The organism is Bradyrhizobium sp. Crot121 (genome assembly GCF_059512385.1).
Genome location: NZ_JCAMOR010000008.1, coordinates 56083 through 80965, shown reverse-complemented (window position 1 = coordinate 80965; position 24883 = coordinate 56083). Strand labels below are relative to the sequence as shown.

The 24883-nt window shown below is 63.4% G+C and carries 24 protein-coding genes; 12 read left to right on the top strand and 12 right to left on the bottom strand.

Going from position 1 to position 24883, the window contains the following annotated elements; translation table 11 throughout:
• Positions 1 to 67 precede the first annotated feature (67 nt).
• On the top strand, positions 68 to 622 hold the full coding sequence (locus AC5ZGW_RS10450) for a sigma-70 family RNA polymerase sigma factor (RefSeq protein ID WP_130224401.1): 555 nt from the start codon (positions 68 to 70) through the stop codon (positions 620 to 622).
• Complete coding sequence (locus tag AC5ZGW_RS10445; RefSeq protein WP_130224303.1) at positions 619 to 1380, top strand: anti-sigma factor family protein; 762 nt, start codon at positions 619 to 621, stop codon at positions 1378 to 1380. The genes AC5ZGW_RS10450 and AC5ZGW_RS10445 overlap by 4 nt, the downstream gene beginning before the upstream one ends.
• 18 nt (positions 1381 to 1398) lie before the next feature.
• Here the strand turns inward: AC5ZGW_RS10445 and AC5ZGW_RS10440 are convergent, their stop codons facing one another.
• Both AC5ZGW_RS10440 and hpnO read right to left on the bottom strand, forming a co-directional pair.
• Complete coding sequence (locus AC5ZGW_RS10440) at positions 1399 to 1803, bottom strand: GFA family protein (protein WP_130224304.1); 405 nt, start codon at positions 1801 to 1803, stop codon at positions 1399 to 1401.
• A 121-nt stretch (positions 1804 to 1924) separates the two neighbouring features.
• On the bottom strand, positions 1925 to 3316 hold the full coding sequence (gene hpnO, locus AC5ZGW_RS10435) for an aminobacteriohopanetriol synthase HpnO (RefSeq protein WP_028167166.1): 1392 nt from the start codon (positions 3314 to 3316) through the stop codon (positions 1925 to 1927).
• A 104-nt stretch (positions 3317 to 3420) separates the two neighbouring features.
• Here hpnO and AC5ZGW_RS10430 point away from each other — a divergent pair, with 104 nt between their 5' ends.
• Positions 3421 to 4119 carry a DUF2147 domain-containing protein gene (locus AC5ZGW_RS10430; protein ID WP_130224305.1) on the top strand — a complete coding sequence of 233 codons (699 nt, stop codon included), beginning with the start codon at positions 3421 to 3423 and terminating at the stop codon, positions 4117 to 4119.
• On the opposite strand, the gene hpnN is transcribed toward AC5ZGW_RS10430, so the two are convergent.
• A complete protein-coding gene (hpnN, locus tag AC5ZGW_RS10425) occupies positions 4060 to 6678 on the bottom strand; it encodes a hopanoid transporter HpnN (protein WP_130224306.1) in 2619 nt (872 codons plus the stop codon). The two genes, AC5ZGW_RS10430 and hpnN, sit on opposite strands and share 60 nt — an antisense overlap.
• 445 nt (positions 6679 to 7123) lie before the next feature.
• Here hpnN and ispH point away from each other — a divergent pair, with 445 nt between their 5' ends.
• Both ispH and hpnH read left to right on the top strand, forming a co-directional pair.
• Positions 7124 to 8050 (top strand): 4-hydroxy-3-methylbut-2-enyl diphosphate reductase, encoded by a 927-nt coding sequence (ispH, locus tag AC5ZGW_RS10420; protein WP_130224307.1) that lies wholly within the window; start codon positions 7124 to 7126, stop codon positions 8048 to 8050.
• Between the two features lie 34 nt (positions 8051 to 8084).
• Positions 8085 to 9245 carry an adenosyl-hopene transferase HpnH gene (gene hpnH / locus AC5ZGW_RS10415; protein ID WP_028167170.1) on the top strand — a complete coding sequence of 387 codons (1161 nt, stop codon included), beginning with the start codon at positions 8085 to 8087 and terminating at the stop codon, positions 9243 to 9245.
• A gap of 321 nt (positions 9246 to 9566) precedes the next feature.
• On the opposite strand, the gene AC5ZGW_RS10410 is transcribed toward hpnH, so the two are convergent.
• From AC5ZGW_RS10410 to AC5ZGW_RS10380, 7 genes are all read right to left on the bottom strand, one after another.
• A complete protein-coding gene (locus tag AC5ZGW_RS10410; protein WP_028167171.1) occupies positions 9567 to 10316 on the bottom strand; it encodes a phosphorylase in 750 nt (249 codons plus the stop codon).
• Positions 10313 to 12274, bottom strand: coding sequence for a squalene--hopene cyclase (gene shc / locus AC5ZGW_RS10405; RefSeq protein WP_130224308.1), 1962 nt, complete (start codon positions 12272 to 12274; stop codon positions 10313 to 10315). The genes AC5ZGW_RS10410 and shc overlap by 4 nt, the downstream gene beginning before the upstream one ends.
• 55 nt (positions 12275 to 12329) lie before the next feature.
• The gene (gene hpnE, locus AC5ZGW_RS10400; protein WP_130224309.1) at positions 12330 to 13586 is read right to left on the bottom strand and encodes a hydroxysqualene dehydroxylase HpnE; all 1257 of its coding nucleotides are present in this window, start codon (positions 13584 to 13586) and stop codon (positions 12330 to 12332) included.
• A 6-nt stretch (positions 13587 to 13592) separates the two neighbouring features.
• Positions 13593 to 14435 carry a presqualene diphosphate synthase HpnD gene (gene hpnD / locus AC5ZGW_RS10395; RefSeq protein WP_130224310.1) on the bottom strand — a complete coding sequence of 281 codons (843 nt, stop codon included), beginning with the start codon at positions 14433 to 14435 and terminating at the stop codon, positions 13593 to 13595.
• Entirely contained in the window at positions 14432 to 15310 is an 879-nt protein-coding gene (gene hpnC, locus AC5ZGW_RS10390) for a squalene synthase HpnC (RefSeq protein WP_028167175.1), read from the bottom strand. The genes hpnD and hpnC overlap by 4 nt, the downstream gene beginning before the upstream one ends.
• 196 nt (positions 15311 to 15506) lie before the next feature.
• Positions 15507 to 15746 (bottom strand): cysteine rich repeat-containing protein, encoded by a 240-nt coding sequence (locus AC5ZGW_RS10385; RefSeq protein WP_028167176.1) that lies wholly within the window; start codon positions 15744 to 15746, stop codon positions 15507 to 15509.
• A complete protein-coding gene (locus AC5ZGW_RS10380; RefSeq protein ID WP_155255431.1) occupies positions 15739 to 15909 on the bottom strand; it encodes a hypothetical protein in 171 nt (56 codons plus the stop codon). Before AC5ZGW_RS10380 ends, AC5ZGW_RS10385 begins: the two co-directional genes overlap by 8 nt.
• A gap of 266 nt (positions 15910 to 16175) precedes the next feature.
• On the opposite strand from AC5ZGW_RS10380, the gene AC5ZGW_RS10375 reads away from it, so the two are divergent.
• A complete protein-coding gene (locus AC5ZGW_RS10375) occupies positions 16176 to 16679 on the top strand; it encodes a hypothetical protein (protein ID WP_130224311.1) in 504 nt (167 codons plus the stop codon).
• Positions 16680 to 16727: 48 nt separating this feature from the next.
• Here AC5ZGW_RS10375 and AC5ZGW_RS10370 read toward each other — a convergent pair whose 3' ends face one another.
• Both AC5ZGW_RS10370 and AC5ZGW_RS10365 read right to left on the bottom strand, forming a co-directional pair.
• Positions 16728 to 17375: a DapH/DapD/GlmU-related protein gene (locus AC5ZGW_RS10370; protein ID WP_130224312.1), complete on the bottom strand. Its 648-nt coding sequence runs from the start codon at positions 17373 to 17375 to the stop codon at positions 16728 to 16730.
• Between the two features lie 42 nt (positions 17376 to 17417).
• Entirely contained in the window at positions 17418 to 18308 is an 891-nt protein-coding gene (locus AC5ZGW_RS10365) for a LysR family transcriptional regulator (protein WP_130224314.1), read from the bottom strand.
• Between the two features lie 508 nt (positions 18309 to 18816).
• Between AC5ZGW_RS10365 and AC5ZGW_RS10360 the strand changes: the two genes are divergently transcribed.
• From AC5ZGW_RS10360 to AC5ZGW_RS10335, 6 genes are all read left to right on the top strand, one after another.
• Entirely contained in the window at positions 18817 to 19968 is a 1152-nt protein-coding gene (locus AC5ZGW_RS10360; RefSeq protein ID WP_130224316.1) for an ABC transporter ATP-binding protein, read from the top strand.
• Positions 19961 to 20902 carry a carbohydrate ABC transporter permease gene (locus AC5ZGW_RS10355; RefSeq protein WP_245474576.1) on the top strand — a complete coding sequence of 314 codons (942 nt, stop codon included), beginning with the start codon at positions 19961 to 19963 and terminating at the stop codon, positions 20900 to 20902. Before AC5ZGW_RS10360 ends, AC5ZGW_RS10355 begins: the two co-directional genes overlap by 8 nt.
• Positions 20899 to 21735: a carbohydrate ABC transporter permease gene (locus tag AC5ZGW_RS10350; protein ID WP_130224320.1), complete on the top strand. Its 837-nt coding sequence runs from the start codon at positions 20899 to 20901 to the stop codon at positions 21733 to 21735. The genes AC5ZGW_RS10355 and AC5ZGW_RS10350 overlap by 4 nt, the downstream gene beginning before the upstream one ends.
• A 29-nt stretch (positions 21736 to 21764) precedes the next feature.
• The gene (locus tag AC5ZGW_RS10345; protein WP_130224322.1) at positions 21765 to 23045 is read left to right on the top strand and encodes an ABC transporter substrate-binding protein; all 1281 of its coding nucleotides are present in this window, start codon (positions 21765 to 21767) and stop codon (positions 23043 to 23045) included.
• 163 nt (positions 23046 to 23208) lie between these two features.
• Entirely contained in the window at positions 23209 to 24033 is an 825-nt protein-coding gene (locus tag AC5ZGW_RS10340) for a phosphodiesterase (RefSeq protein WP_130224324.1), read from the top strand.
• Positions 24030 to 24854, top strand: coding sequence for a phosphodiesterase (locus AC5ZGW_RS10335; protein WP_130224326.1), 825 nt, complete (start codon positions 24030 to 24032; stop codon positions 24852 to 24854). The genes AC5ZGW_RS10340 and AC5ZGW_RS10335 overlap by 4 nt, the downstream gene beginning before the upstream one ends.
• Positions 24855 to 24883: the final 29 nt, after the last annotated feature.

Sequence of the window (24883 nt, the reverse complement as noted above, 5' to 3'; positions counted from 1 at the left end):
GCGGATCGACACCGGCCGGGCCAAGACACGGGCCAAGACATTCGCCGCACAAACCGGGCATGAGGCGATGAACGCGTCGGAGGACAATCCCGAGAAGGCGCGGCGCTTTCGCGAGGCCGCACTGCCTTATCTCGACGATGCCTATACATTGGCACGCTATCTCCTGCGGGACGCCAGCGATGCCGAAGATGCGGTGCAGGAATGTTTCCTGCGCGCCTACAAGCATTTCGACAGCTATCGCGGGCCGGCAATGAAGCCTTGGCTGTTCGCGATCCTGCGCAATGTCTGCCGCGCCGAATATGCGCGGCGCGCGGGCATCAAGACCGGCGCGATCGAGGATGTCGCTGGTAGCTCGGAGGTAACCCCGCTCTGGCATGAGGCGCAGGAGACGCCAGAGACGCAGATGCTGCGCGAGAAGGATTCCGCGGCAATTCGCCGATTGATCGCGGCGCTCGCCGAACCGTTTCGCGAGACCTTCGTGCTCCGGGAAATCCAGAACCTTTCTTACCGCCAGATCGCCGATGTTGCGGCCGTGCCCGTCGGCACCGTGATGTCGCGACTTGCCCGCGCCCGCGCGATGCTGCGCTCGGCGTGGCTTGCGGAACAGGAGCAAGCAAAATGACCTGCGAGGAAGCCGAGGTGCTGCTTCAGGCGCTGATCGACGGCGAGCTCGACGCGGGACATGCGCGCGAGGTCGAGGACCACTTCGCAGGCTGCCCGCGCTGCACGGAGCTGGCGAAAGACTATCGCGCGATCAGCCGCATGATCGCGGAAAAAGATGCAAGCTACACTGCGCCGCCCGAGCTGCGCCGGCGCATCGAGGCCGCGCTGCCGCAGCCGAAGGTTGCCCCAAGTCGCCGCGCGGTGCTGCGCGGCTTCGCGCTGGGATCGGCGGTCTCCGCGATGGCTGCCACCGGTCTCGTCGCCGTCATCCTGCGCAGCGACGACGAGGCGCGCGTCCAGTCGGAACTGGTCTCGGCGCATCTGCGCTCGCTGCAGGCCGGCCATCTCACCGACGTGCTTTCCACCGACCAGCACACGGTCAAGCCGTGGTTCAACGGCAGGCTCGATGTCGCCCCGCCGGTGATCGACCTCACCGCCCTGGGCTTTACCCTGATCGGCGGACGCCTCGACTATGTCGACGCCCGCCCGATCGGCGCCGTGGTCTATCGAAGGCGCCAGCACGTCATCAACCTGTTCGTCGCGCAGACATCGGACACCGAGCGCCACGCCGCCCGGATGAGCCAGCGGCAGGGCTTCAACATCCGCCACTGGAGCGATCACGGCCTGAATTTCTGGGCCGTCAGCGACCTCGCCGCCGACGAGCTTGCCGAGTTCGGCGAGAAGTTCGAGACGGCGATGCGGACTCCGGCCACGTAGCCGGACGGTTGTGGGCGACTATTGCTGCGGAGGGTATCGGTCGAATACGGGCAGCTCGTGCGCGCGTGCCATCCATTGGACCCGCTCGGCGACCTGGACATGGATCACTGGCGGAACGACGTCAGGATCATCATAGGTTCCGCTCTGAACATCGATGATCCCGGGCAGCATCTGCTCGTTGACGTAGAAAAGACCGGTGCCGCAGTTGGCGCAAAAATGCCGGCGGCCGTGCTCGGATGATTCGTAGACCTTGGGCTGGCCTTGCGTCACCTTGACGGCATTGGCGGGATACATCGTCCAGCCGACCATCGGCGCGCCGGCGTGGCGCCTGCAATCCGAGCAGTGGCAGAGGGCGTGCGTAAGGGCTTCGCCTTCAGCCTCGTAACGGATGGCTCCGCAATGACAACCGCCTGTGATGCGCATTTCATCTCCTCCCAGGTCGTTGATAGAGCCGATTAGTCGAAGGCGTAGTCCACCAACACGCGTTGGTTGGTGAGAGCTGCGGCGATTGCGCTTCGCTAATCCGCCCTACGAGTCCACACGGCTACGCCGACTTGCGCACCGCGTTGTCGACCAGCGTCTTGCCGAGCGACCAGATCGCGCCGGGGACCTTGTGGCTGCCGGCGATGACGGTGTCGAAGGCCTTTTCGATCCAGGTGCAGTCGTCCTCGGTGAGGACGAGCGGTGGCAGGAGCTTGATGGTGTGGAGGCCGTGGCCGGCGACCTGGGTCAGGATCTTGTGGTCCTTGAACAGCGGCACGGTGATGAGCTGGCAGAACAGGCCCTTGTTGGCGGTCTCCAGCACGTTCCAGGATGCACGCAGGCGCAGCGACTTCGGCGGGCCGAACTCGATGCCGATCATCAATCCCTTGCCGCGGACTTCCTTCATCAGCTCATAGCCCGGCACCATCCGCGTCAGCGCGAGGCGGAGCTCGGCGCCGCGCTTGGCGGCCTGCTCGACCAGCTTCTCGGCCTTGATGACGTCGAGCGTCGCGATGCCGGCGGCCATCGCCAGATCGTTCTTCGAGAATGTCGAGCCGTGCACGACGGCGCGATCCATCTGGTTGAAGATCTTGTCGAAGATGCTCTTGCGCGTCAGCAGCGCGCCGACCGGGACATGACCGCCGGACAGCGCCTTCGCGAGCAGCACCATGTCAGGCTCGACATTCCAGTGCTCGACGGCGAGGAATTTGCCGGTGCGGCCGATCCCGGTCTGAATCTCGTCGGCAACAAGCAGCGTGCCGTATTTCCGGCACAGCGCCGCGGCACCGGGCAGGAATTCGTCCGAGGGCATGTTGACGCCCTTGCCCTGGATCGGCTCGACGATGAAGGCCGCGACCTGGCGCGACGACAGCGCCTGCTCGAGCGCGGCAAGATCGTTGAAGGGAATCTGGGTACAGCCGGGCAATAGCGGCTCGAAGCCGGAACGGAAATTGGTGTCGTCCATCAGCGACAGCGCGCCATAGGACAATCCGTGAAACGAATGCGAGCAGGACACGATGCCGGGGCGCCCGGTCGCGCCACGCGCGAACTTGATGGCGGCTTCTACCGTCTCGGCGCCCGAATTGGAAAAGAATACCTTGTCCAGATATGGCACATATTCGAGCAGGCGCTCGGCGAGGATGCCGGCGAGCGTGGACACGTCAAGCTGCACGAGATTGGGCAGATCGGCATCCAGCACGCTCTTCAAGGCCTGGCGCAGCGCCGGGTGGTTGCGGCCGATCGCAAAAACGCCAAATCCGCTGAGTAGGTCGAGATAACGTGCCCCCTCACGATCGAAGAGATATTGGCCTTGCCCTTTTTGAAAGCCGACGTCATAGCCGATGGTTTTGAGCACGCGCACGAGCTGCTCGTTCAAGTAGCGCGCGTGCAGGGAACTGCGCTGCGCTTGGCGCTCCACAAACATCTCGGAAACGTCTAGATTTGAGCTTAGCATTGGCTACATACGTCGGTTGATGGTCATTTCGTCAACTCAAAACGCCGAATGCGGCGTTTTGCCCCCAAGCTTTGGCTCTTCTACACTTAAGCACAGGTAAGACCATGTTGCACTGCCCACCCAAGCTCGCGCTCACCATAGCATACTCGGGATTCGTTTTGGCGAGCACAATGGTCCCAGCGCTGGCTGCGGATCCGACCGGCGACTGGCGCGTGGCTGACGGTGTCGCCCATATCCGGGTCGCACAATGCAACGGCAGCCTCTGGGGCGCAGTCGCCTGGGAGAAGACCCCCGGCGGCAAGGATACGCATAATCCGGACGCCGCGAGGCAAAGCCGGCCCACGCTCGGCATGCCGATCCTGATCGACATGAAGAAGAAGGCGGGCACGGATGCGTGGGAGGGCCAAGTCTATAATGCCAAGGACGGTCAGCTCTACAGCTCTACGATCAAGCCAATTGGCTCTGACAAGCTCGAGATTCAAGGCTGCGTGCTGGGCTTTCTCTGCGGCGGCGAAACCTGGACCCGCGTTGGGCCTCCGATTCCCTCCAGCGCCGCTGGCAGCACGCCCCCTGCCAACAGCATGGCCAAGGGCGCCGCGCCCAAAGGTGCATCGCAGCAGGCAGCCGCTCCGACGCCGCCCAAGACCACCGGCTCGGTGAGCTCGGCTCCCGCCACCGCGCCGGCCGCGTCTTCCAAGCAACCGGCCGGCCAGAAGCAGGCAGCAGCCGTCCCAGCCGCCCCATCAGGTGACGTCGTCGGCGATATCTGCCTCCTTCCGGACGTCGCGCGGTTTACCCATTAGTGCCGGCTGGAAGAGCAGCACCGCAGCGAGAGTCGTGACCAGCGACAGCGCGAGCAATTTGCCCATGCTCGCGGTTCCTGGATGACTTGAAAGCCACAGGCTGCCGAACGCCGTTGCCGTCGTCAGCGCGCTGAAAAAGATTGCTCGCGTCAGGCTCGACTGCAGCAGATTCGTTCTGCCCTGACGCCAGGCGGTGACGTAATAGATCTTGAAGGCGACGCCGACGCCGAGCAACAGCGGCAGCGCGACGATGTTGGCGAAGTTCAGCGGCAGCCCGATCAGCACGCAGATTTCCAGCGTCACGGCGCCCGCGACCAGCAGCGGCACGATCGTCATCAGCACGTCGGCGATGCGCCGCAGCGTCAGCCAGAGCAGCAGGCTGATCACGATCAGCGACCAGATGCCGGCGTGGATGAACGCCTTCACCACAGTATCGCCGGACTTCAGGATCGAGACCGGGCCGCCGATCGCGGTCGGCTCGGCCGCGAGCACGGCGGCGGCGAATTTGCGCAGCGTATCGTTGTCGTTCGGATCGCCCTTCGGCAGGGCCTCCACCCGTATCAGCCCGTCCTTGGCCTTCCATTGGCGTACCAGTTCCTCCGGCAGCGACTTCAGGGTGACGGTCTGGGCCTGCAGCATGTCCCTCAGCTGGTCGAGCACCACCTTGAGCGGCGAAACGAACACGTTCTGCGCCTTATCGCGCGTCGCCTGATTCGAATCGGCGAGCTTGGTCAGCGCATCCGCAAGCCGGCGCGCAGCCACGGCGCCGGCGTTCTTGATGTCGCCGGCTGTCTTGCGGAGGTTGTCGGCCGAGCTCTTCAGGGACTCGACATTCTCCTGGTCGGTCGGCGGCGCATCGATCGAATCCGGATTGAGCGCCGGGTTGAGCATCTTAGCCGCCTGCGCGATCAGCTTCAGCTTGGCCGGCTGATCGGTCGGCACGAAGCTGTCGAGCGACCGGACGCTCAACACCTCCGGCAGCTTCTCCAGCCTCTCCTCGATCTTCCTGGCGTCGGCTTCCGAATGCGTCATCACGTTGATCGCATTGGCGCCGGTGTTCGGGTCCCGCCTCAGATCGAGGAAGGTCGCGATCGATTCGACGTGCGAGTTGCGCAGGTTGATCGGATTGAAGTCGAACTTCATGTAGTAGAGCAGCGGCAGGCCGGCGATCACCAGCGCAAGCGTGCAGATGATGATCGCGACGCGATGCTTCTCCAGGAAGTGGTCAACGGGCGCGAGAAACGCGTAACCGACCGGCTCCTTCTCGCCGGGCGGATTGAGCAGATCGAGGAGCGCCGGCAGTGTGGTGATGCTGGTGAGGAACGCGATCAGCATGCCGGCGCCGGCGATCTTGCCGAGCTCGGAAATGCCCTTGTAGTCGGTCGGCAGGAAGCACAGGAAGCCGGCGGCGGTGGCCATCGCCGCAAGCGACAGCGGCACCGCCGAGCGCCGCGCCGCGTTCTCCAGCGCCAGCGTCAAGTTGTCGTTCTTGAAGCGTTCGGAGCGGTAGCGGACGCTGAACTGGATGCCGAAATCGACCCCGAGGCCGACGAACAGCACGGCAAAGGCGATCGACAACAGGTTGAGCGAGCCGACCATCATCAGGCCGACGGCCGTGGTGATGGCAAGCCCGATGAACAGGTTCAGGAACACGGCGAAGATGATCTTGGCCGAATGCAGCGCGAGCCACAGGATCACCAATACGATCAGCACGGTGCCGATGCCGTTGATGACGGCGCCGTCCTGCACGGTGGCATATTCCTCGTTCGCGATCGGGACCGGCCCGGTGAGGCGGACGCGCGCGCCATATTCGCTTGCGAATTTCAGGTCCGCAGCCGCCTGCCGGATCGCATCGGTCGCTGCCTTGCCGGGCTCCAGCGCCTGATAGTCGAGCACCGGCTTGAACTCGATGAAGGCGCGCTTGTCCGAATCGGTCAGCGGCTTATCGCTGGTGAGCTCCCGCCAGGAGAAGGTCGGATTGCCCTTGTTGCTGAGGACATCCTCGACCGTCTGAGAGATCAGGTTGAAGGGCCGCGCGGCATTCTCGAGCTTGGCCTGCCCGCGCTTGACGCCGGCAAGGCCGGTCTCCAGCGCACCGGTGAGGCCGCGGATCGAAGGATCGCCGGCCATGATCTCGATCAGGGGCGCGGCTGATTCGAGCTCGCCGGTGACCTGCGCGACTTCCTCGGTCGGCAGAAACAGAAGCCCGTTCTTCTCGAAGAATTCGCCGGAGCCGAGCGGGGTGACCGATTCGAAATGCTCGGTGTCACCGGTAAGCTTATCGGCCAGCGCCTTGGCCGCCAGACCCGTGAGTTCCGGCGTGGGCGCCTCCACGACGGCAAGAATCAGGCGCTCGCGGTCGAAAGCTTCCTCAAACTTGATGTCGCGCTGGCGCCAGTCGAGGTTGGGCGAGATCAGCGTATTGATGTCGGTATTGATCGTGAAGTTGCGCGCCGCATAATAGCCCGCCGCCACCGCAAGAATCAGCGAGAGCACGACGACAGGGACGGCAAATCGCGTGCACGTCTTAACAATCGAGACAACAATACGTGTCAGCACTTCATTTCTTTCTGATCTCAGGAAGCACGCCGAAAACGCCCGCTATGTAGCGGAGTTCCCAGGGCCGATCTAATGTTGTTTCGACCGCCCGACCGCTGGTTCACGAAGCAGCGTCGAAAACGGCCGGAACGGCGTTGCGCGCGGTATATCCCGCCCCAGCGGGCAATAAAGTGACGAACAAGTGAGATGGGTTGGGCATTAATGCCGCAGTTTTAGGTATTTTGATACCTTAAAATGGTAACCCGAGTGATAACCGTTCCGTAATCCGGCTTTCCTAGACGCTCATTTTTTGACACAAAGCGCTCTTCTTCCGTGCGCTTGGGGGTGGGCTTAAGTGCAGGAACCGGTGGTGTGGATATTGCAGCAGGCAGGACATGCCGGCTGCAGTATTCGGTCGCGCGGGTTTTCGGATCAGGATTGGTGCAATTTGCTTAACGGACGTCCCATGGAGGTTTTTCTAGCGCAGCCGCGGGGGTTTTGCGCCGGCGTGGTGCGCGCCATCGAGATCGTCGAGCGGGCGCTCGAGAAATACGGGCCGCCGGTCTATGTGCGGCACGAGATCGTCCATAACAAATACGTCGTCGAAAGCCTGAAGAACAAGGGCGCGATCTTCGTCGAGGACCTTTCCGAGGTTCCGGCGAACGCGGTGACCGTGTTCAGCGCCCATGGCGTGGCGCGCAGCGTCGAGGAAGAGGCCGCCGCACGCGGCCTGCCGGTGCTCAACGCCACCTGCCCGCTGGTCACCAAGGTTCACAACCAGGGCAAGCGCTATATGTCGAAGGGCCGGGCATTGATCCTGATCGGGCATGCCGGCCACCCCGAGGTCGAGGGAACCATGGGCCAGGTTCCAGGCCCCGTGCTGCTGGTCCAGAGTGTCGAGGACGTCAAGGCCCTGACGCTGCCGGCTGATACGCCAGTCGCCTACATCACCCAGACCACACTGAGCGTAGATGACACACGTGAGATTATTCTGGCGCTCCAGGCGCGGTTTACAGACATTCAAGGCCCTGACATCCGCGATATCTGTTATGCCACACAGAACCGCCAATCCGCGGTAAGGGACCTGAGCAAGCTGGTGGATGTCATCCTGGTGGTTGGGGCCGCCAATAGTTCCAATTCCAATCGGTTGCGCGAGATCGGCACCGAGGCCGGTGTCGCCAGTTACCTCATTGCCGATGGCACCGAACTCAACTCGGAATGGCTGAACAATGCGAAGACCGTCGGCATCACGGCAGGTGCCTCGGCACCCGAAGTGCTGGTCGACGACGTGATCGAGGCGTTGCGGCGCATCGGACCGGTCAAGGTGTCGGTCCTGTCGGGCCGGGAAGAGAACATCGAATTCCGCCTGCCGGCCGAACTGACCGCGGGCTGACCCAAACTAGGTCGTGAGAGTCGAGAGAGAAAGAATGGCAATACCCTTCTTCAAGGAACTCCGCATCGGCGGCTATCTGCTCAAGCAGAAGCTGCGGGGCCGCAAGCGCTATCCGCTCGTGCTGATGCTGGAGCCGCTGTTTCGCTGCAATCTCGCCTGCGTCGGCTGCGGCAAGATCGATTATCCGGATGCGATCCTCAACCGTCGCATGACCGCCCAGGAATGCTGGGACGCGGCCGACGAGTGCGGCGCGCCGATGGTCGCGATCCCCGGCGGCGAGCCGCTGATCCACAAGGAGATCGGCGAGATCGTCCGCGGCCTGGTGGCGCGTAAGAAGTTCGTCTCACTCTGCACCAACGCGCTGCTTCTGGAAAAGAAGCTCGACCTGTTCGAGCCGTCGCCATACCTGTTCTTCTCCGTGCATCTGGATGGCCTGAAGGATCACCACGACAAGGCGGTGTCGCAGAAGGGCGTGTTCGACCGCGCGGTGTCCGCGATCAAGGCGGCGAAGGCGCGCGGCTTCACCGTCAACGTCAATGCCACCATCTTCGACGGGCATCCGGCGGAAGAAATCGCCAAATTCCTCGACTTCACCACCGAGCTTGGCGTCGGCGTCTCGATGTCGCCGGGCTACGCCTATGAGCGCGCGCCGGACCAGGAGCATTTCCTCAACCGCACCAAGACCAAGAAGCTGTTCCGCGACGTCTTTGCACTCGGCAAGGGCAAGAAGTGGAATTTCATGCATTCCGGCTTGTTCCTCGACTTCCTGGCCGGCAACCAGGAATACGAGTGCACGCCGTGGGGCATGCCGGCGCGCAACATCTTCGGCTGGCAGAAGCCCTGCTATCTGCTCGGCGAAGGCTACGCCAAGACCTTCAAGGAGCTGATGGAGACCACGGACTGGGATTCCTACGGCACCGGCAAGTATGAGAAGTGCGCCGACTGCATGGCGCATTGCGGCTACGAGCCGACCGCGGCGATCGCAGCGCTCAACAACCCGCTGAAGGCAGCGTGGGTCTCGATGCGCGGCATCCGCACCAAGGGTCCGATGGCGCCCGAGATCGACCTCTCGAAGCAACGCCCGGCGCAGTACATCTTCTCGGAGCAGGTCCAGAAGAAACTCTCCGAGATCCGCCGCGACGAAGCGGCCGCCGCCCAGCAGAAGGCCGCGCAGAAAGCCTCAACCGCCGCGTAAGCCGCGAGCGACAATCGAATAGGCAAAAGGCCCGACCGTCGATGACGGTCGGGCCTTTTGTTTTGTCCGTAGCCCGTTTACCACGCCCACCGCCGTCATTCCGGGGCGTGCGTAGCACGAGCCCGGAATCCATCAAGCGGTAGGTGATGGCGGAGAAATGGATTCCGGGCTCGATGCTTCGCATCGCCCCGGAATGACAGCCCCGTTGTTGCCAAGCTTCGTAGCCCGGGAGGAGTGCAGCGTAACCCGGGATTTTCTGAGCCAGCGTTTACACCGGTCCCGGGTTACGCTGACGCTTCACCCGGGCTACGGCCTCAGCAGCTACGCCGCCGAGCGAATCGGCTCCACGGGGACGAGGGTCTCGCCACCCAGGAGGAAGCCACGGCAGCCGCGCAAGGAGCGCAGCGCGCGGTTGAAGTCGATTCCGGTCGAGACCAGCGAGCGCAGCGTCAGCGGGTTGCGCGCCACCCCGCGCAGGACCTTGCGCAGGTCGATGTCGCCGTTCGGCTTGACCGCGGTCTTCGCCAATTCCGGCAGCGCGCGGTGGGCGGGATCGCTGATCACCCGGAGCGCCGCGAACGGGACGCCCGCCCTGGCCGCGTAGGCCGCAGCGATGTGGCTCTCCATATCGACGGCGGCAGCGCCGGTTTCGGAGCGCAGCGCCGCCTTGCAGGCCCTGGCCGCAATCACCTGCTCAACGCCCGCGAGCCCGCCCCTGACGATCTTGCGGCGCTTCAAGGTGGCGCTGGCAACCATCTCGTCGTTCAAGGCCATATCGGCCAAGAATCGGGTGTCGCCGGAAAGCACCTCCGTCGCCACTACGACGTCACCCGATCGCAACGCCGGATCGAGCCCGCCGGCCACGCCGAACGAGATCACGCCGCGGAACGATGACGAATCGAGTGTCGCCAATAGCGCACGAAGCTGCTGCGGATCGCTGGAACTGCAAATAACGATCATGCCGGGCCCAGCCGCGATGCGGGCCTCCTGCACTAACCCCGTTACGATCAAGACCGGCCGCGGATCCAGCATTTTCCCCACAGTCGCGGCGGCCCCCGCCCCCAAGCTCACATTCCGACCCCTACCACCCTGCTGTTCGTGCTTCGCAAATTCCGATACCGCGCTAGCGCCCAGAGCGGGAAGAACTTGGAGTAGCCATGATAACGCAAGTAAAACACACGCGGGAAGCCCGTAGCCGTGAAGCGCTGCTCCTCCCAGAGTCCTTTTTCGCTCTGTGTGCTTTTTAGGTACTCCACCCCCCCTCGAACTGCGGGGTTTTCGACTTCTCCCGCCGCCATCAGCGCGAGCAAAGCCCATGCCGTTTGCGAGGAGGTCGAAGGCGCGGCCTCATAGCCCCGATAGTCGAGCCGGTAGCTGACGGCGTCCTCGCCCCAACCGCCGTCCTGATTCTGGACCGACACCAGCCAGTCGACCGCCTTCCGAATCATCGGGTCCTGATGGTCGACGCCGGCGGCGTTGAGCGCGCAGAGCACCGACCAGGTGCCGTAGATGTAGTTCAGCCCCCAGCGGCCGAACCAGGAACCTTCGGCAAGCTGGGTGCGGCGCAGATAAGCAACGCCGTCAGCAACCGCTTTGCTGGTCTTTTCGGTCTCGCCGAGCTGCGCCAGCATCGAGACGCAGCGCGCGGTGACGTCCTCGGTCGGCGGATCGAGCAGCGCGCCATGGTCGGAGAACGGGATGTTGTTGAGGTAATATTCGAGGTTGTTGACGTCGAAGGCGGCCCAGCCGCCGTCGCGGCTCTGCAAGCCCTCGATCCATTCGCGGGCGCGGGCAATCGCCGCATCGTACTCCTTGGTGCCGGTATAGCGGCGCGCCCGATCCATCGCCATGACCACCACAGCGGTGTCATCGAGGTCGGGATAGTGGTCGTTGTTATACTGGAACGCCCAGCCGCCCGGCCGGACGTCGGGCGCCTTCACTGCCCAGTCGCCCTTGAAATCGAGCACCTGCCGCGGCTTCAGCCAATCGAGCCCCTGCTTGGCCTTGGCAAAGGTCTCCTCGCCGCCGACCTCCTCCAGCGCGTGGCAGGTCAGCGCAGTGTCCCACACCGGCGATACGCAGGGCTGGCAATAGGCCTCGTTGTCGCGGATCACCAGGAGCTTCTCGAGGCCGCGCCGCGTGGCGGCACGCGGCGGATAGTTCTCGTCCTTGCCGAGCGCGTCATACATCATCACGATGTTGGCCATCGGCGGATAGATCGCGCCCATGCCGTCCTCGCCGTTCAACCGCTCTTCGATGAAGGCGAGCGCGGCATCGATCGCACGCTGGCGCAGGCTCTTGGTAAATAGCGGCTCGACTACGCGCAGAACGCTATCGAGTCCGCGGAACAGCAGGAACCAGCCCCAGCTCTGATGCGGCGCCTTCGGCGGCATGCCGACCGACTTGGGATCCTGCAGGAACAGTTCGTCGAGGCCGACGCCCTTCGGGTTCTTGGCCCGCGGCTTCAGCGCGGCCAGGACCATCAACGGCACCATCGTGGTGCGCGCCCAGTAAGAGATCTTGTTGATGTGGAACGGCGACCACATCGGCAGCAGCATGATCTCGACCGGCAGCACCGGCGTCGCGCGCCAGGTCACGATACCAAACAGCGCCAGCAGGAAGCGGGTGAAGACGTTGGAGCCCGCGGCTCCGCCGCGCGAACGGATCGCCTCGCGCGCTTTCACCATATGCGGCGCGTCGACGGAATCGCCGATCACCTTCAGCGCGAAATAGGCCTTCACGCTCGCGCTCATATCGAACGGACCGTCATGCACCAAGGGCCAACCGCCATGGGCGCCCTGCACACGGCGAAGGTAGTTGCCGATCTTCGCCTCCAGCCCGCTGTCGACGGGCTCGCCCAGATAGTGGCACAGCAGCACATATTCCGCCGGGATCGTGCTGTCGGCCTCGAGTTCGAACACCCAATGTCCGTCGGATTGCCGATGGCCGAGCAGCGCCTCGGTCGCCGTGGAGATGCTCTTCTCCAGTGCGATCGGATCGACGGCGGCGGTATCGTTGACGGCATCCATTTTGTTCGATTTCTCCTTCTCTTGAACGTGCTGCTGCTACGTGCGCCGGTGTATGTCAGGGCCTCGCCAGGACCAGATCGGCGGCGCGGTCACCCGACCGCACCGATCCCTCGATCGTTGCCGGCAGTCCCGTATCAGTCCAATCGCCGGCGAGAAACAGGTTTTTATAGGCCGTGACCGCGCCGGGGCGCAGAGCGTGCTGTTCCGGCGTGGCCTCGAATGTGGCACGGCGCTCGCGCACGATCTGCCAAGCGGGCAATGGAGGCAATTCGCCGGAAATGCCGGCGGCCTTGCAGACATCGCGCCAGATCGCCTGGGCGAGTTCCTCGCGCGGCATGTCGACGAGACGATCGCCATTGCTGATCGTGACCGAGAGCCGCTGCGGGAACGCGAACAACCATTCGACGAGGCCGCCGATCACGCCGAGGATCGGCGCAGCATTGGGCGGCGGATCGAAGCGGAAATGCGCGTTCACGATGGCGCGGAATTTGGTCGGCGTCTTCAGGCCCGGCACCAGCGATGCCGCAGCGCGCGGCGGGACCGCGAGCACCACCGCGTCAGTGGGCGCCAGATCGATCGTATCGTCGCCGAATTTCAGTTCGCTGACATGATCGGACACTGTGCCGAACTGTCGCAGCTCATGGCCGAGCCGCACGCTCGAACCCCTCTCCTGCAGCAGCTTCACCGCGGGTTCGATCAGGACCGAGCTCAAACCGTCGCGCGCAATCAGCGGCCGGCAGGACTCGCCGCCGGCAAGCAGCGTCTCGCGTACGATCGCACCGGCCAATCCCGCCGAGCCCTCGGGCGGGTCGACATTGAGCGCGGCGAGCAACAGCGGCTGCACCAGACGATCGTACAGCGTGCCTTTGCATGCGATGGTATCGCCGACCCGCTTGTCGGTGCCGGCCCAGACGATCGGCGCCAGGGCGAGGTAGTCGCGTAAGCTCGTGTCGGGAACCCGGCGCGCTTCGTCGAACACCCAAAGCGGCAGGCGGGAAGCGCCGAGATCGAGTTCCCAGCGCTTGCCGGTTGCAAGATCGACAAAGGGAAATTTCGCGCGTTCCGGCCCGACCAGCCCGGCTTCGGTGCCGATCGATTTTGCATAGGCCAGGGCATGGCGGTTGCCGGACAGCAACAGGTGATTGCCGTTGTCGATGGTGAGATTGGTCGCGGCGTCGAAATAAGAGCGGCAACGGCCGCCGGTTTGCTGCGTCGCCTCGTGGACGTGCACCGTGTAGTTCGCGCTCGAAAGGCGAACGGCTGCCGAGAGGCCGGAAATACCGGCGCCGATGATATGAACGGTCTTTTGCATCAGATGTCAGATGAACGCGTAACGAAGAAGAATGCCGATCTTTTGCATCTTGCCGACGCGAACGGGCTCGCGTGGCGTTGCAAAACCCCTGATGATCAGGAGATCGAGGATCGCGCGATAGTATTTCGACATGATCCGTGGCGCGCGCACCGCGCGCCGCGAATTACGCTTCATGATGTCATCCGCCTTCTCGAAATGTTTCTTCGCCCGGTCGGCAAGCGGCAGGCACACTTTCGGCAAGTTGCGCTCGGCGATCACCCGCTGGGGCTCGTTAGACGTAATGCCGGCATGGAGCAGCATCTCGCGCGGCAGATAGAGCCGGCCGAGGCCGGCGTCCTCGTCGACGTCGCGCAGGATGTTGGTGAGCTGCAGCGCCCGGCCAAGATGATGCGCGAGCAGGACGCCGTCCTCCTCGGGCAGGCCGAACACCCGCACCGAGAGCCGGCCGACCGCGCTCGCCACGCGGTCGCAATAGAGATCGAGCGTCGCCATGTCGGGGGCGCGGATGTCCTGCGGCACATCCATCTCCATGCCGTCGACGATAGCAAGAAAGTCCTCGCGCTTCAGGCCGAAGGACTTGACCGAGGCAACATAGTCCTTGAGCCGCGGCGGCGGATTGCCCTGGTACAGCGCATCGATATCGTCACGCCATTGCTGCAACGCGGCCAGCCGCTCGTCGCGCGGACCGTGGGAATCGGCGATATCGTCGACCTGGCGGCAAAAGCTGTAGATCAGGAACATCGCATCGCGCTGCGCGCGCGGCAGGATCCGCATCGCGGCGTAGAACGAACTGCCGGACGCGGTGGTGCCATAGTCTTCTGCGTTGGCCGCCGCCGTCTCAACGCTCATGCGCCGGCCGCCGTTTTTGACACCGGCCGGCGCCCGATGGCGCGACGGGCCAATTCGCCGGCGACGCCGCCGAGGCTGTTGCCGAGCATTTCGAGCGGACTGAGATGCACGCGCTCGCTGAGGGGATCGCGCACCTTCAGCATGTTCACGATCCTGTCGGCAAATGCCTGGATCACGGATATCTCCAGACCCAACCGCAGATCCTTCACCTCGGCGGCGAGCGACTTGCTTTCGGCAAGCAGCGTCTCGGTGCGCACCGCGAGCGCCTGCAGGCATTGCAGCAGCGACGGTGGAGACTTCGGCTCCCCGAGCATCTCGACGGTCGCGCCGGATGCGGCCAGCGCATCGCGCGGCAGGTAGATACGGTTGAGATTCTTGTAGTCCTTGGCGCAATCCTGCAGGTGGTTGTTGATCTGCAAGCCCGCGCATAGCGCGTCCGACGCCGCCCAGGTGGACGTGCTCTCGCCGTGGACATCGAGCATGAAACGGCCGACCGGCATCGCCGAGTAGCGGCAGTAATGGATCACCTCGTCCCAGTTCTCGTAGCGCAGCTTTGTCACATCCATGCGGAACGCGACCAGCACGTCCAGCGCGTGGCGCGGCGGCATCGCTCGCTCGGCGAGTGCACGGCGCAGGTTGACGGCTTCCTTTTGGGTATCACCCTCACCCAGGAGCTCCTTCTCGAGCAGATCGAGATAATGGAGCTTTTCGTCCGCCGGCAACGTTGCGTGGTCGGCGATGTCGTCGGCGGTGCGGACGAAATTATAGAAGGAAAGGATCAGGGCGCGGTGACGCGGATGAATGATCCACGACGCGACCGGAAAATTCTCGTCGCGGTGGGTCTTCCCGGATCGCAGTTCGCTCGCGCTTGTCATCAGGAACCGGCCACATTCGCCCTGGCTAAGGCACATGCGCCAGAAGTTGCGCGCATGCGGTGGATTGCGTGCCCCATATAGGGGAATACGCGACCAAAACCAATGCTGTATGGGCAATGTGCGCGGCGCCTGTGCCCAATATCACACAGTGGGCATAGGCTCTCTTGCGGCAATTTTTCGCGTGCAAAATACGGCGTTACTGCCCGTGGCTCTTCAATACCTGGTCGCAGGCCGCGCTGATCTTGGTGCGGTTCTCCTTCAGGCAGGCGAGGATGGTGAAATCGCCCTGATCGATCACCGCGCGGCAGTGCTTCTGAACGTCGCGGGTGCAGGCCTTCTGTTCCTCAGGCGTGCCGCTGCGCGATTGCTGCTGGGCGAAGGCGTCAGATGAAAACGGGATCGACAACAGCGCGAGGGCCAATAGAACTTTACGCATCGTATTCCTTCATTTTCGACAGCAAAAAACCCTGTTCCGGAAATTGCGTTTCGGCAGGACCCGGCGCGGATTTATTGGGATTTGCGCCGCCGCGTAGCAAAGCGACGAAGAAAGGACAAGCGCCGCTAAATGCGGCCAAATTTGCGGTGCTGTAAAGGGCCATCTAATCAGTTGATAAACCAAGAAATTCCTTTCGATCACGGTTCGCTACAGACTGTTGCAGCGCAGATGCCGATATCAGATGAACAGACATGACGTGAGATGCGGCTTGATTCTGTCGAGCAAAAATGGCCTGTTTCCCGCGATTCCGCCGGCTATGACAGGCAGGGTGGGTCGTTTGAACCTGTGGGATCGCGATCAACACTAAGTGTTCGATGCGGCGAGGCGTATCTTGAAGAAGGTCGTCGATTTTTGATGGGAAAACTCACAATGAAGCGGTTTGGTTTGGGCTTGTTCGGGCGCGCGATCGCGGCGGCCGGCATTGGCGCGGTGGTCATGTTGTCGGTCAGCGCGGGCAACGCCCAATCGTCGGGACCATTCGCTGGCTTTGACGGATCGTGGAGCGGTTCGGGCACCGTTGCGCTCTCCAACGGCACCACGGAACGGATCCGCTGCAAGGCCAGCTACAAGGTCAACGCCACCGGGCTTGGCCTGAAGCAGAGCCTGAATTGCGCCAGCGACAGCTATAAGTTCGACCTCTCCAGCGACGTAACGAGCCAGGGTGAGCGCATCTCCGGCAACTGGAGCGAGAGGAGCCGCAACATCTTCGGCAACCTGCAGGGTACCGCGGGCGGCGGCCAGATCGAGGTGTTCGTCGAGGCGTCCGGATTCGCCGCCACGCTGAACCTGCGCGCCCACGGCAACAGGCAGGTCGTGCAGATCGACTCCAAGGGCGAGATCCGCGGCGTCAACATCACCCTGACGAAGGGCTGACACTCTCGCGAATTCTGTGGCCCGGGTGAAGCGACAGCGCAACCCGGGCTACGACACTGTCGCAGCACCGTCCCAACGCGCGCAGAAGCCCTCGATGTCGGTCGACTGGAATTCGGGAAGGCGCGCCATGATGGTTTCGAACGGCCAATCCCACCACGCGATCCGCGCGAGCTGCGCCGCGATCTTGCGATTGAACCGCTCGCGGATCTGCCGGGCCGGCACGCCGCCGACGATGGTGTAAGGCGCCACATCGCGCGTCACCACGGCGCCCGCCGCCAGCACCGCGCCGTCCCCTACCGTGACACCGGGCAGGACGATGGCGGCGTGGCCGATCCACACATCGTTGCCGATCACCACCCGATCGTCCCTCCGCTCGGCGAAGAAGCCGCGATCACGCTCGGCCGTCTCACAGTAATATTCGGGACAATAGGTGAAACGGTGCAGCGACGGACGGTCGATCGGATGGTTCGGTGCCCCGATCCGGACCTGCGCGGCGATGGCGCAGAACCGGCCGATCTCTGCATCCCCGACCATGCAGCCGGGGCCGAGATAGGAGAAATCGCCGAGCTCCGAATATTCGACGGAGGTATCGCCGAGGATCTCGCAGCACTTGCCGATCGTGCTCTCGCGCAGCTTGACCGTCGGCTCGATGACGGTGTCGGCAATCTTCGGGCGCGGACGCGGCGCTTCATTCATTTTGATGTCTTCCTGTTTCGTGAGGCGGGAGCTTCATTCAGCCTAGCCGACCTCGCCATCGATATTCAGCACCTCGCGGGCAACGTCAATGAAGCTGCGCACGAAGCGCAGTTCGCGCTTGTCGACGGGAGCAAGGAGATAATATGTGAAGGTCTCGCTCATGTCGGTGATCTCGATGCCAACCAGCTCACTTGATGCCGACAGGCTGTCCTCAGGCCACAAGCCGACACCTACGCCGTGTTGCACAGCCTCTTTCACGACGGGAAATGTCGTGGTCTTCACGAGACGCGTCAGAGTGATGCCGAGTTCGCGACACCTCTGGTGCAGCAGGCGCTGCGTCAGCGAGCCATCCTCCGGCACGATCACCGCCTCGTCCACGAGGTCGCGCAGCGAAAGCCTCCTGCGGCGCGCCAATGCATGGCCGCGACACATATAGGCCCGGTAGCGCGCCCGCGTCAGCGGCAGGCTGTAGAGCTGCTCATCGATCACCGGATCGGCCACGATGGCAACATCGACGGCGCGTTCATGCAAACGCTCCATGGCCAGCGTCCAACTCACCAGCGTGAACTCGATCTGGACGCGCGGGTAGAGCGTCGTATAGCGGGCGATCACGGGCATCGCCGGGCGCGGCGCATTGGCGACCACGCTCAAATGTCCGCCGGACATCTCGCTGTAATTGGCAACCTTCTCCTCGATCAATTGCTCGAGTGTCCGCAGCCTGTCCGAGACCGAAAACAACTCGCGACCGGCGCGCGTCAGCTCCAATCCGTCACGGCGGCGGACGAAGAGCTTGATCCCCATCGTGCGCTCGAGGTTTGCGACATGCTGGGTCACTGACGATTGAGTGACGCCGAGTTTTTCGGCCGCACGGGTGAAACTCCCCTCCCGCGCGGAATGGGTGAAGGCGCCGATCTGATACGGATTTGCCCGCATCGGGCCCGACCTCGCAATCGCAGTTCAACAACCTGCGCTGCTCCGTCCATTAGCACGGCTAATATGACGTCACGGTGACGTTAATCTGGCTGGCTACGCGTGGCCAAGCTTCTCATCACGCGAGACTCTCACCGTGATGACGCAGTGATGACCATCGTCCGAGGACAACGATATGCAGCTCAGCGCTTCGCGGATTCTGACCACCCACGTCGGCAGCCTGCCACGTCCGCATGAACTCGAAGCGATGCTGCTGCGCCGGGAGAAGCGCGAACTGGACGCATCAAGACGGCGCAGGGCGCGGAGATTAGCATCACGGCGGCTTTGGAAACGCTGAGGGAAGAGCGATCGGCCGCGCGCAAAGCGCAACTCGATGTCTCGGTGCCGGCGGCGATTTACCGCACAAGAAGCCGGTGCCCTGCCCGAGGAAGCATTCCAACCCGTCACGCAAGTGTCAGACGCGTTCCTTAACGCTGACGCAACGCGACAAAGGCTCCGGGGAATAGATCGAATGGCGAGCATTGAACTTTCAGCCATCAGGAAATCCTTTGATGGCACGGAGATATTGAAGGGCGTCGACCTCAGGATCGAGGATGGCGAGTTCATCTCGCTGGTCGGTCCCTCTGGCTGCGGCAAATCAACGCTGCTGCGCGTGATCGCAGGTCTCGAGCCGCAGAGCGCGGGCGAGGTCAGGATCGATGGCGTCGCTGCCGACGGGATCAGGCCGAACGCGCGCAACCTCGCGATGGTGTTCCAGTCCTACGCGCTCTATCCGCACTTGAGCGCGTTCGACAACATCGCGGTGCCCTTGCGCATGCGGCGCCTCTCGGCGATCGAACGCCTGCCCCTCCTCGGCGCGCTGCTGCCGAGCCGGCGCCGCAAGGAACGCGGCATCCGCGAGGATGTGGCAAAGGTCGCCGAACAGCTCGAAATCGCGCATTTGCTCGGTCGCAAGCCGGCGCAATTGTCGGGCGGACAGCGGCAGCGCATCGCGGTCGGACGCGCCATCGTGCGCCAGCCGGTGGCCTTCCTGTTCGACGAGCCGCTGTCCAACCTCGACGCCAAGCTGCGCGTCCATATGCGCGCCGAGCTCGCGCAACTGCACCGCCGGCTGAACACCACCTTCGTCTACGTCACCCATGACCAGGCCGAGGCGATGACGATGTCGAGCCGGATCGCCGTGATGATCGGCGGTGAGCTGGTGCAGGTCGGCACGCCCACCGACATCTACGACAACCCGCGCGATATCCGCGTCGCCGAATTCGTCGGCAGCCCGAAGATCAACATCCTGCCCGGACGGATCCGCGACGACGGCCGCATCGAGGCGCTCGGTATCGCATTGCGATTGACGAGCCCTACCGCGCCGGGCCCCTGCCGGATCGGCGTGCGCCCCGAGCGGATCGAGCTCGGCGGCGGGCCGTTCTCCGGCCACGTCGTACACGTCGAGAACATGGGCTCGGAAGCGTTCGTGCATCTCGGCATCAATGGCAGCGACGCGCGTCTCGTGGCGCGTATCGACGACCCGAGACGACTGCCGCCGATCGCAACCCCGGTCTCATTCGGCTTCGCGACGGATGCCGTGCGCGCCTTCAACGCCGAGGGCAAACGGATCGAGGTCGAGATCGAGCACACCGAGCGCGTGCGGGAGCGGGCCATTGTCTGACGCCGCAACGATCGACACTGCCGCCGTCGCCGCGCCGGCGGCGAGCGCAGCCCTGCGCAAACGCAACCACCGCGCATCGACGGCCTACGGCCTGGTCGCGCCGGCTTTCACGCTGATGCTGCTCATGCTGCTCGGCCCGCTGGCGAGCGTGATCGCGCTCTCCTTCACCGACTATCAGCTCGGCGCTCCCGCCTTCTCCTGGATCGGCCTTGCCAACTACCAGGACATGTTCACCGACAGGGTATTCTGGGTCTCGCTGCGCAACACGCTGACCTACGTCGTCATCGTGGTGCCGGGCGCCGTGACGCTCGGGCTCGGCATCGCGCTTCTGATCGAAAGCGGCACCAGCCTGCGCAGCCTCTACCGCACCATCTATTTCCTGCCGGTGATGGCGACGCTGATCGCGATGGCTGTGGTCTGGGAGTTCATGCTGCATCCGCAGTTCGGCCTGGTGAACGGGCTGTTGCGCGGCGCCGGGCTGCCGGCCTTTAGCTGGCTGCAGGACCGCGGCACCGCGCTCTATGCGCTCTGCGCGATCGGCATCTGGCAGGCGGTCGGCTTCAACATGGTGCTGTTCCTTGCCGGCCTGGTGTCGATCCCGAAGCAGCTCTACGAGGCCGCCGAAATCGATGGCGCCGCCAGCGCCTGGGCGCGGTTTCGCCTGGTGACCTGGCCGATGCTTGGCCCGGTGACGACTTTCGTGATCGTGATCAGCGGCATCCGCTCGTTCCAGGTGTTCGACACCGTGCACATCCTCACCAAAGGCGGGCCGTCGAAATCCACGGAGGTGCTGATCCACACCATGTACACCGAGGGATTCGAGTTCTTCCGCTCAGGCTACGGCGCCGCGCTCACGGTCGTGTTCCTGGTCTTCGTCCTCCTGCTCACCTTGATCAAAGCGAGGCTCGCCGATCGCGGCGTGCAATACGCATGAACAGTATCCGCACCATTCCGCTCTGGCCCGCCGTCCGCCATTTGCTCCTGATTACGGGCGCCATGGTGCTGCTGGCCCCGTTCATCTGGATGATTTCCACGGCCTCGAAGCCGCCGGAGGAAGTCTTCTCCAGCGAGCTGCACCTGATCCCGCATCATTTCGCGCTATGGGACAATCTGAAAATCGCCTTCGCCAAAGCCAATCTCTGGCGCTTCCTGCTCAACGGCGTGATCGTCACCATCTCGATCTTCGTGCTGCAGGTGCTGATCGCGCTGCCCGCCGCCTATGCGCTGGCGAAGCTGCGTTTCCTCGGCCGCGACACGCTTTTCGCGCTGGTGCTGTTCGGAATCCTGATTCCGCCGCAGGCCACTGCGATCCCGGTGTTCCTGCTGCTGCATAAGCTCGGCCTGCTCGACAGCTATGCGGCGCTCGTGCTGCCGTTCACGATTTCTGTGTTCGGCATCTTCCTGATGCGCCAGTTCTTCAAGTCGGTCCCCGACGATCTCGTGGACGCGGCGCGCATGGACGGCATCTCCGAGTTCGGCATCGTCTGGCGTGTGATGCTGCCTGCCGCGATCCCCGCGGTCACCGCCTTCGGCATCTTCTCCGTGGTCGCGCACTGGAACGATTATTTCTGGCCGCTGATCGTGCTCAACAGCGAGCAACTGCGCACCCCGCCGCTGGCGGTGGCGCATTTCCGCAACAACGAGGCCGGCACCAATTACGGCCCGCTGATGGCGGCGGCGATGGTGATCATCGCGCCGCTCCTGATCGCCTTCCTACTCGCGCAGCGTCGCTTCATCGAAGGCATCACGCTGACCGGAATCAAGTAACGCCGTCATCTCAAACAGGAGCCTGTCCTATGCTGAAATCGTGGATCGCCGGAGCCGTGCTGTCGCTTGCCGCCAGCGCGTCGCTGGCACAAACGCAGACCGAGATCGTGCTGCAATATCCGTATCCGGAACTGTTCGCCGAGACTCACAAGCGCATCGCCGAAGAGTTCGCCAAGGAGCGGCCCGACATCAAGATCACGCTGCGCGCGCCTTACGAATCCTATGAGGACGCTACCCAGAAGGTGCTGCGCGAAGCGGTCACGAACCAGATGCCCGACGTCACCTTCCAGGGCCTGAACCGCATCCGCGTGCTCGTCGACAAGAACATCCCGGCCCAGCTCGACAACTACATCGCCGCCGAGAAGAATTTCGACCGCCAGGGTTTCCACCAGGCGATGTTCGACATCGGCACCGCCAGCGGGAAGATCTATGCCCTGCCCTTCGCGATCTCGCTGCCGATCGTCTATGTCAATCTCGACCTGTTGAAGCAGGCCGGCGGCGATCCCAACAACCTGCCGAAGACCTGGGACGAGCTGATCGCACAAGCGAAGAAGATCAAGGCGCTCGGCCCTGACATCAACGGCGTGACCTATGTCTGGGACATCACCGGCAACTGGCTGTGGCAGGCTCCGGTGTTCGCGCGCGGCGGCACCATGCTGAATACCGACGAGACCAAAGTCGCCTTCGACGGTCCCGAAGGGCAGTTCGCGATCCGCATGCTCGCCCGCCTCGTCAATGAAGGCGGCATGCCGAACCTCGACCAGCCCGCGATGCGCGCGGCCTTTGCCGCCGGCAAGACCGGTTTCCACATCACCTCGACCTCCGATCTGAACAAAGTCACCCAGATGATCGGCGGCAAGTTCGAGCTCAAGACCCACACCTTCCCGGACGTCGCATCGCCGAACGGACGCCTGCCGGCGGGCGGCAATGTCGTGATGATCCTGTCCAAGGACAAAGCCAAGCGCGACGCGGCATGGGAAGTCGTGAAGTTCTGGGCCGGTCCGAAGGGTGCGGCAATCATGGCCGAGACCACCGGCTACATGCCGGCCAACAAGGTCGCCAACGAAGTCTACCTGAAAGACTTCTACTTGAAGAACCCGAACAACTACACCGCGGTGAGCCAGATGGCGCTGCTGACCAAATGGTACGCCTTCCCCGGCGATAACGGCCTCAAGATCACCGACGTGATCAAGGACCACATGAACTCGATCATCAGCGGCGCGCGCTCCAAGGAGGCTGATGCCGTGCTCTCCGAGATGACCGCCGACGTGCAGAAGCTGCTGCCGAAGACATCAGGCGCGGCGCGCTAAAGCATGATCCGGAAAAGTGTGAAGCGGTTTTCCGAAAAGATCATGCTCAAATAATAGCCTAAAGCGCGATGATGATTCATCCTCATCTCATCGCGCTTTAGGACCTTTCGAAACCCGCTGCGGGGCGTATCATGCGCCCCGCAGCTCATTGCGGAGCGCCCCCATGAAACTCATCCATATGAGCGATATCCACCTGACTGCGCCGGGTTCGACCATCGGTGGCCGCGATCCGCGGAAGAACTTTGAACGCGCGCTGACCCACGTCCTCAGGGATCACCATGATGCCGAACTGATGGTGATCACCGGCGACCTTTCGGATTGGGACGACCGTGACGACTATCAATGGCTGAAGCAACGCCTCGAATCCTTCCCAATCCCGGTGCGGCTGTGCATCGGCAACCACGACAACCGCGCCAACTTCCTCGGCGTGTTTCCCGACCTCGCCGGAGAGGGCGGCTTCGTACAGGGCGTCCATGACCTGCCCGCCGCGCGCTGCCTGTTCCTCGACACCGCGCATCCCGGGACACACGCCGGCCGGTATTGCGACGAACGGCTCGGCTGGCTCGCGGCGCGGCTTGCTGAGCATGACGGACCGTTCCTGCTCTTCATGCATCACAACCCGATGCCGACGCATATTGCGCCGCTCGATCAGATCCGTCTGCTCGATGACGCCGCCTTCCGGCGATTGGTGGCGCGGCATCGCGAGCAAATCCGGCATATCTTCTTCGGCCATTGCCACCTGCCGCTCGCGGGATCGGTCGCCGGCATTCCCGTCTCCTCGCTGCGCGGCACCAACCATGCGAGCTATCCGCTGTTCGCCGAAACAGAGGTCCTGTGCGCGTCGGATCTGCCTGAAGCCTACGGCGTTGTGTTCTTGGGCGAGGATTACGTCACCGTACACATGGTGGAATTCGGCTACGATGGTCCGCTCCGCATCGAGGGTTCGCCCGACTATCAGACCTGGAACCGGGAGACCATGGTGCGATGAAGTTTGTCGTCCTGACCGATACCCATTTCGTCGCTAGCGGCCGCAGGATCTACGGTCTAGATCCGGCGGAGCGGCTCGCGGCCGCGATCACCTGCATCAACCGTGACCATCCCGACCTTGCCTTCGTCATCGTCACCGGCGACCTCGCCCATTGGGGCGAGGACGCGGCTTACGAGCATCTTGCCAACGTGCTGGCGCTTCTGAACGCGCCGACCATCCTGATGATGGGCAATCACGACCGCCGCGATACGTTCGGCCGCTATTTTCCTGGCGTTGTCAGAGACGGCGACGGCTTTGTGCAATCCATGCAGGTATTCGACGCCGCGACCATCGTCGCCCTCGACACGTTGAACGAGGCGGCTCCGAACCATGAGGGCCTGCTCTGCGAGCGCCGCCTCGCCTTCCTCGAGCATGCGCTGACCTCAGCGCCGAACGACCGTCCGCTGCTCTTATTCCAGCATCACCCGCCGTTCGACACCGGCCTGCGCTACATGGACACCATTCGCCTTGCGAATCCGGACGCCGAGTGGGAGGTGATCGCGCGCACGCGCCGGCCGGACTACCTGTTCATGGGCCATCTGCACCGGCCGATCGCAGGACTCTGGAACGGCATCCCCTTCCACATCCAGCGCGCGCTGGTGCACCAGGTCGCATTTGACCTCGATACCCAGGGCCACATTCCCGGCTCGCACGAGGCGCCGGACTATTCGCATGTCACGGTGAGCAGTGGACAGATCGTGATCCACCAATGCTCGTTCATGTATGTCGGGCCGAGGTTCTCGCTGCACGACAAGGCGGCGCTGAATGGGGCTCTGGGGTAGACGATTTGCTTTCCTTCACCTCCACGCTC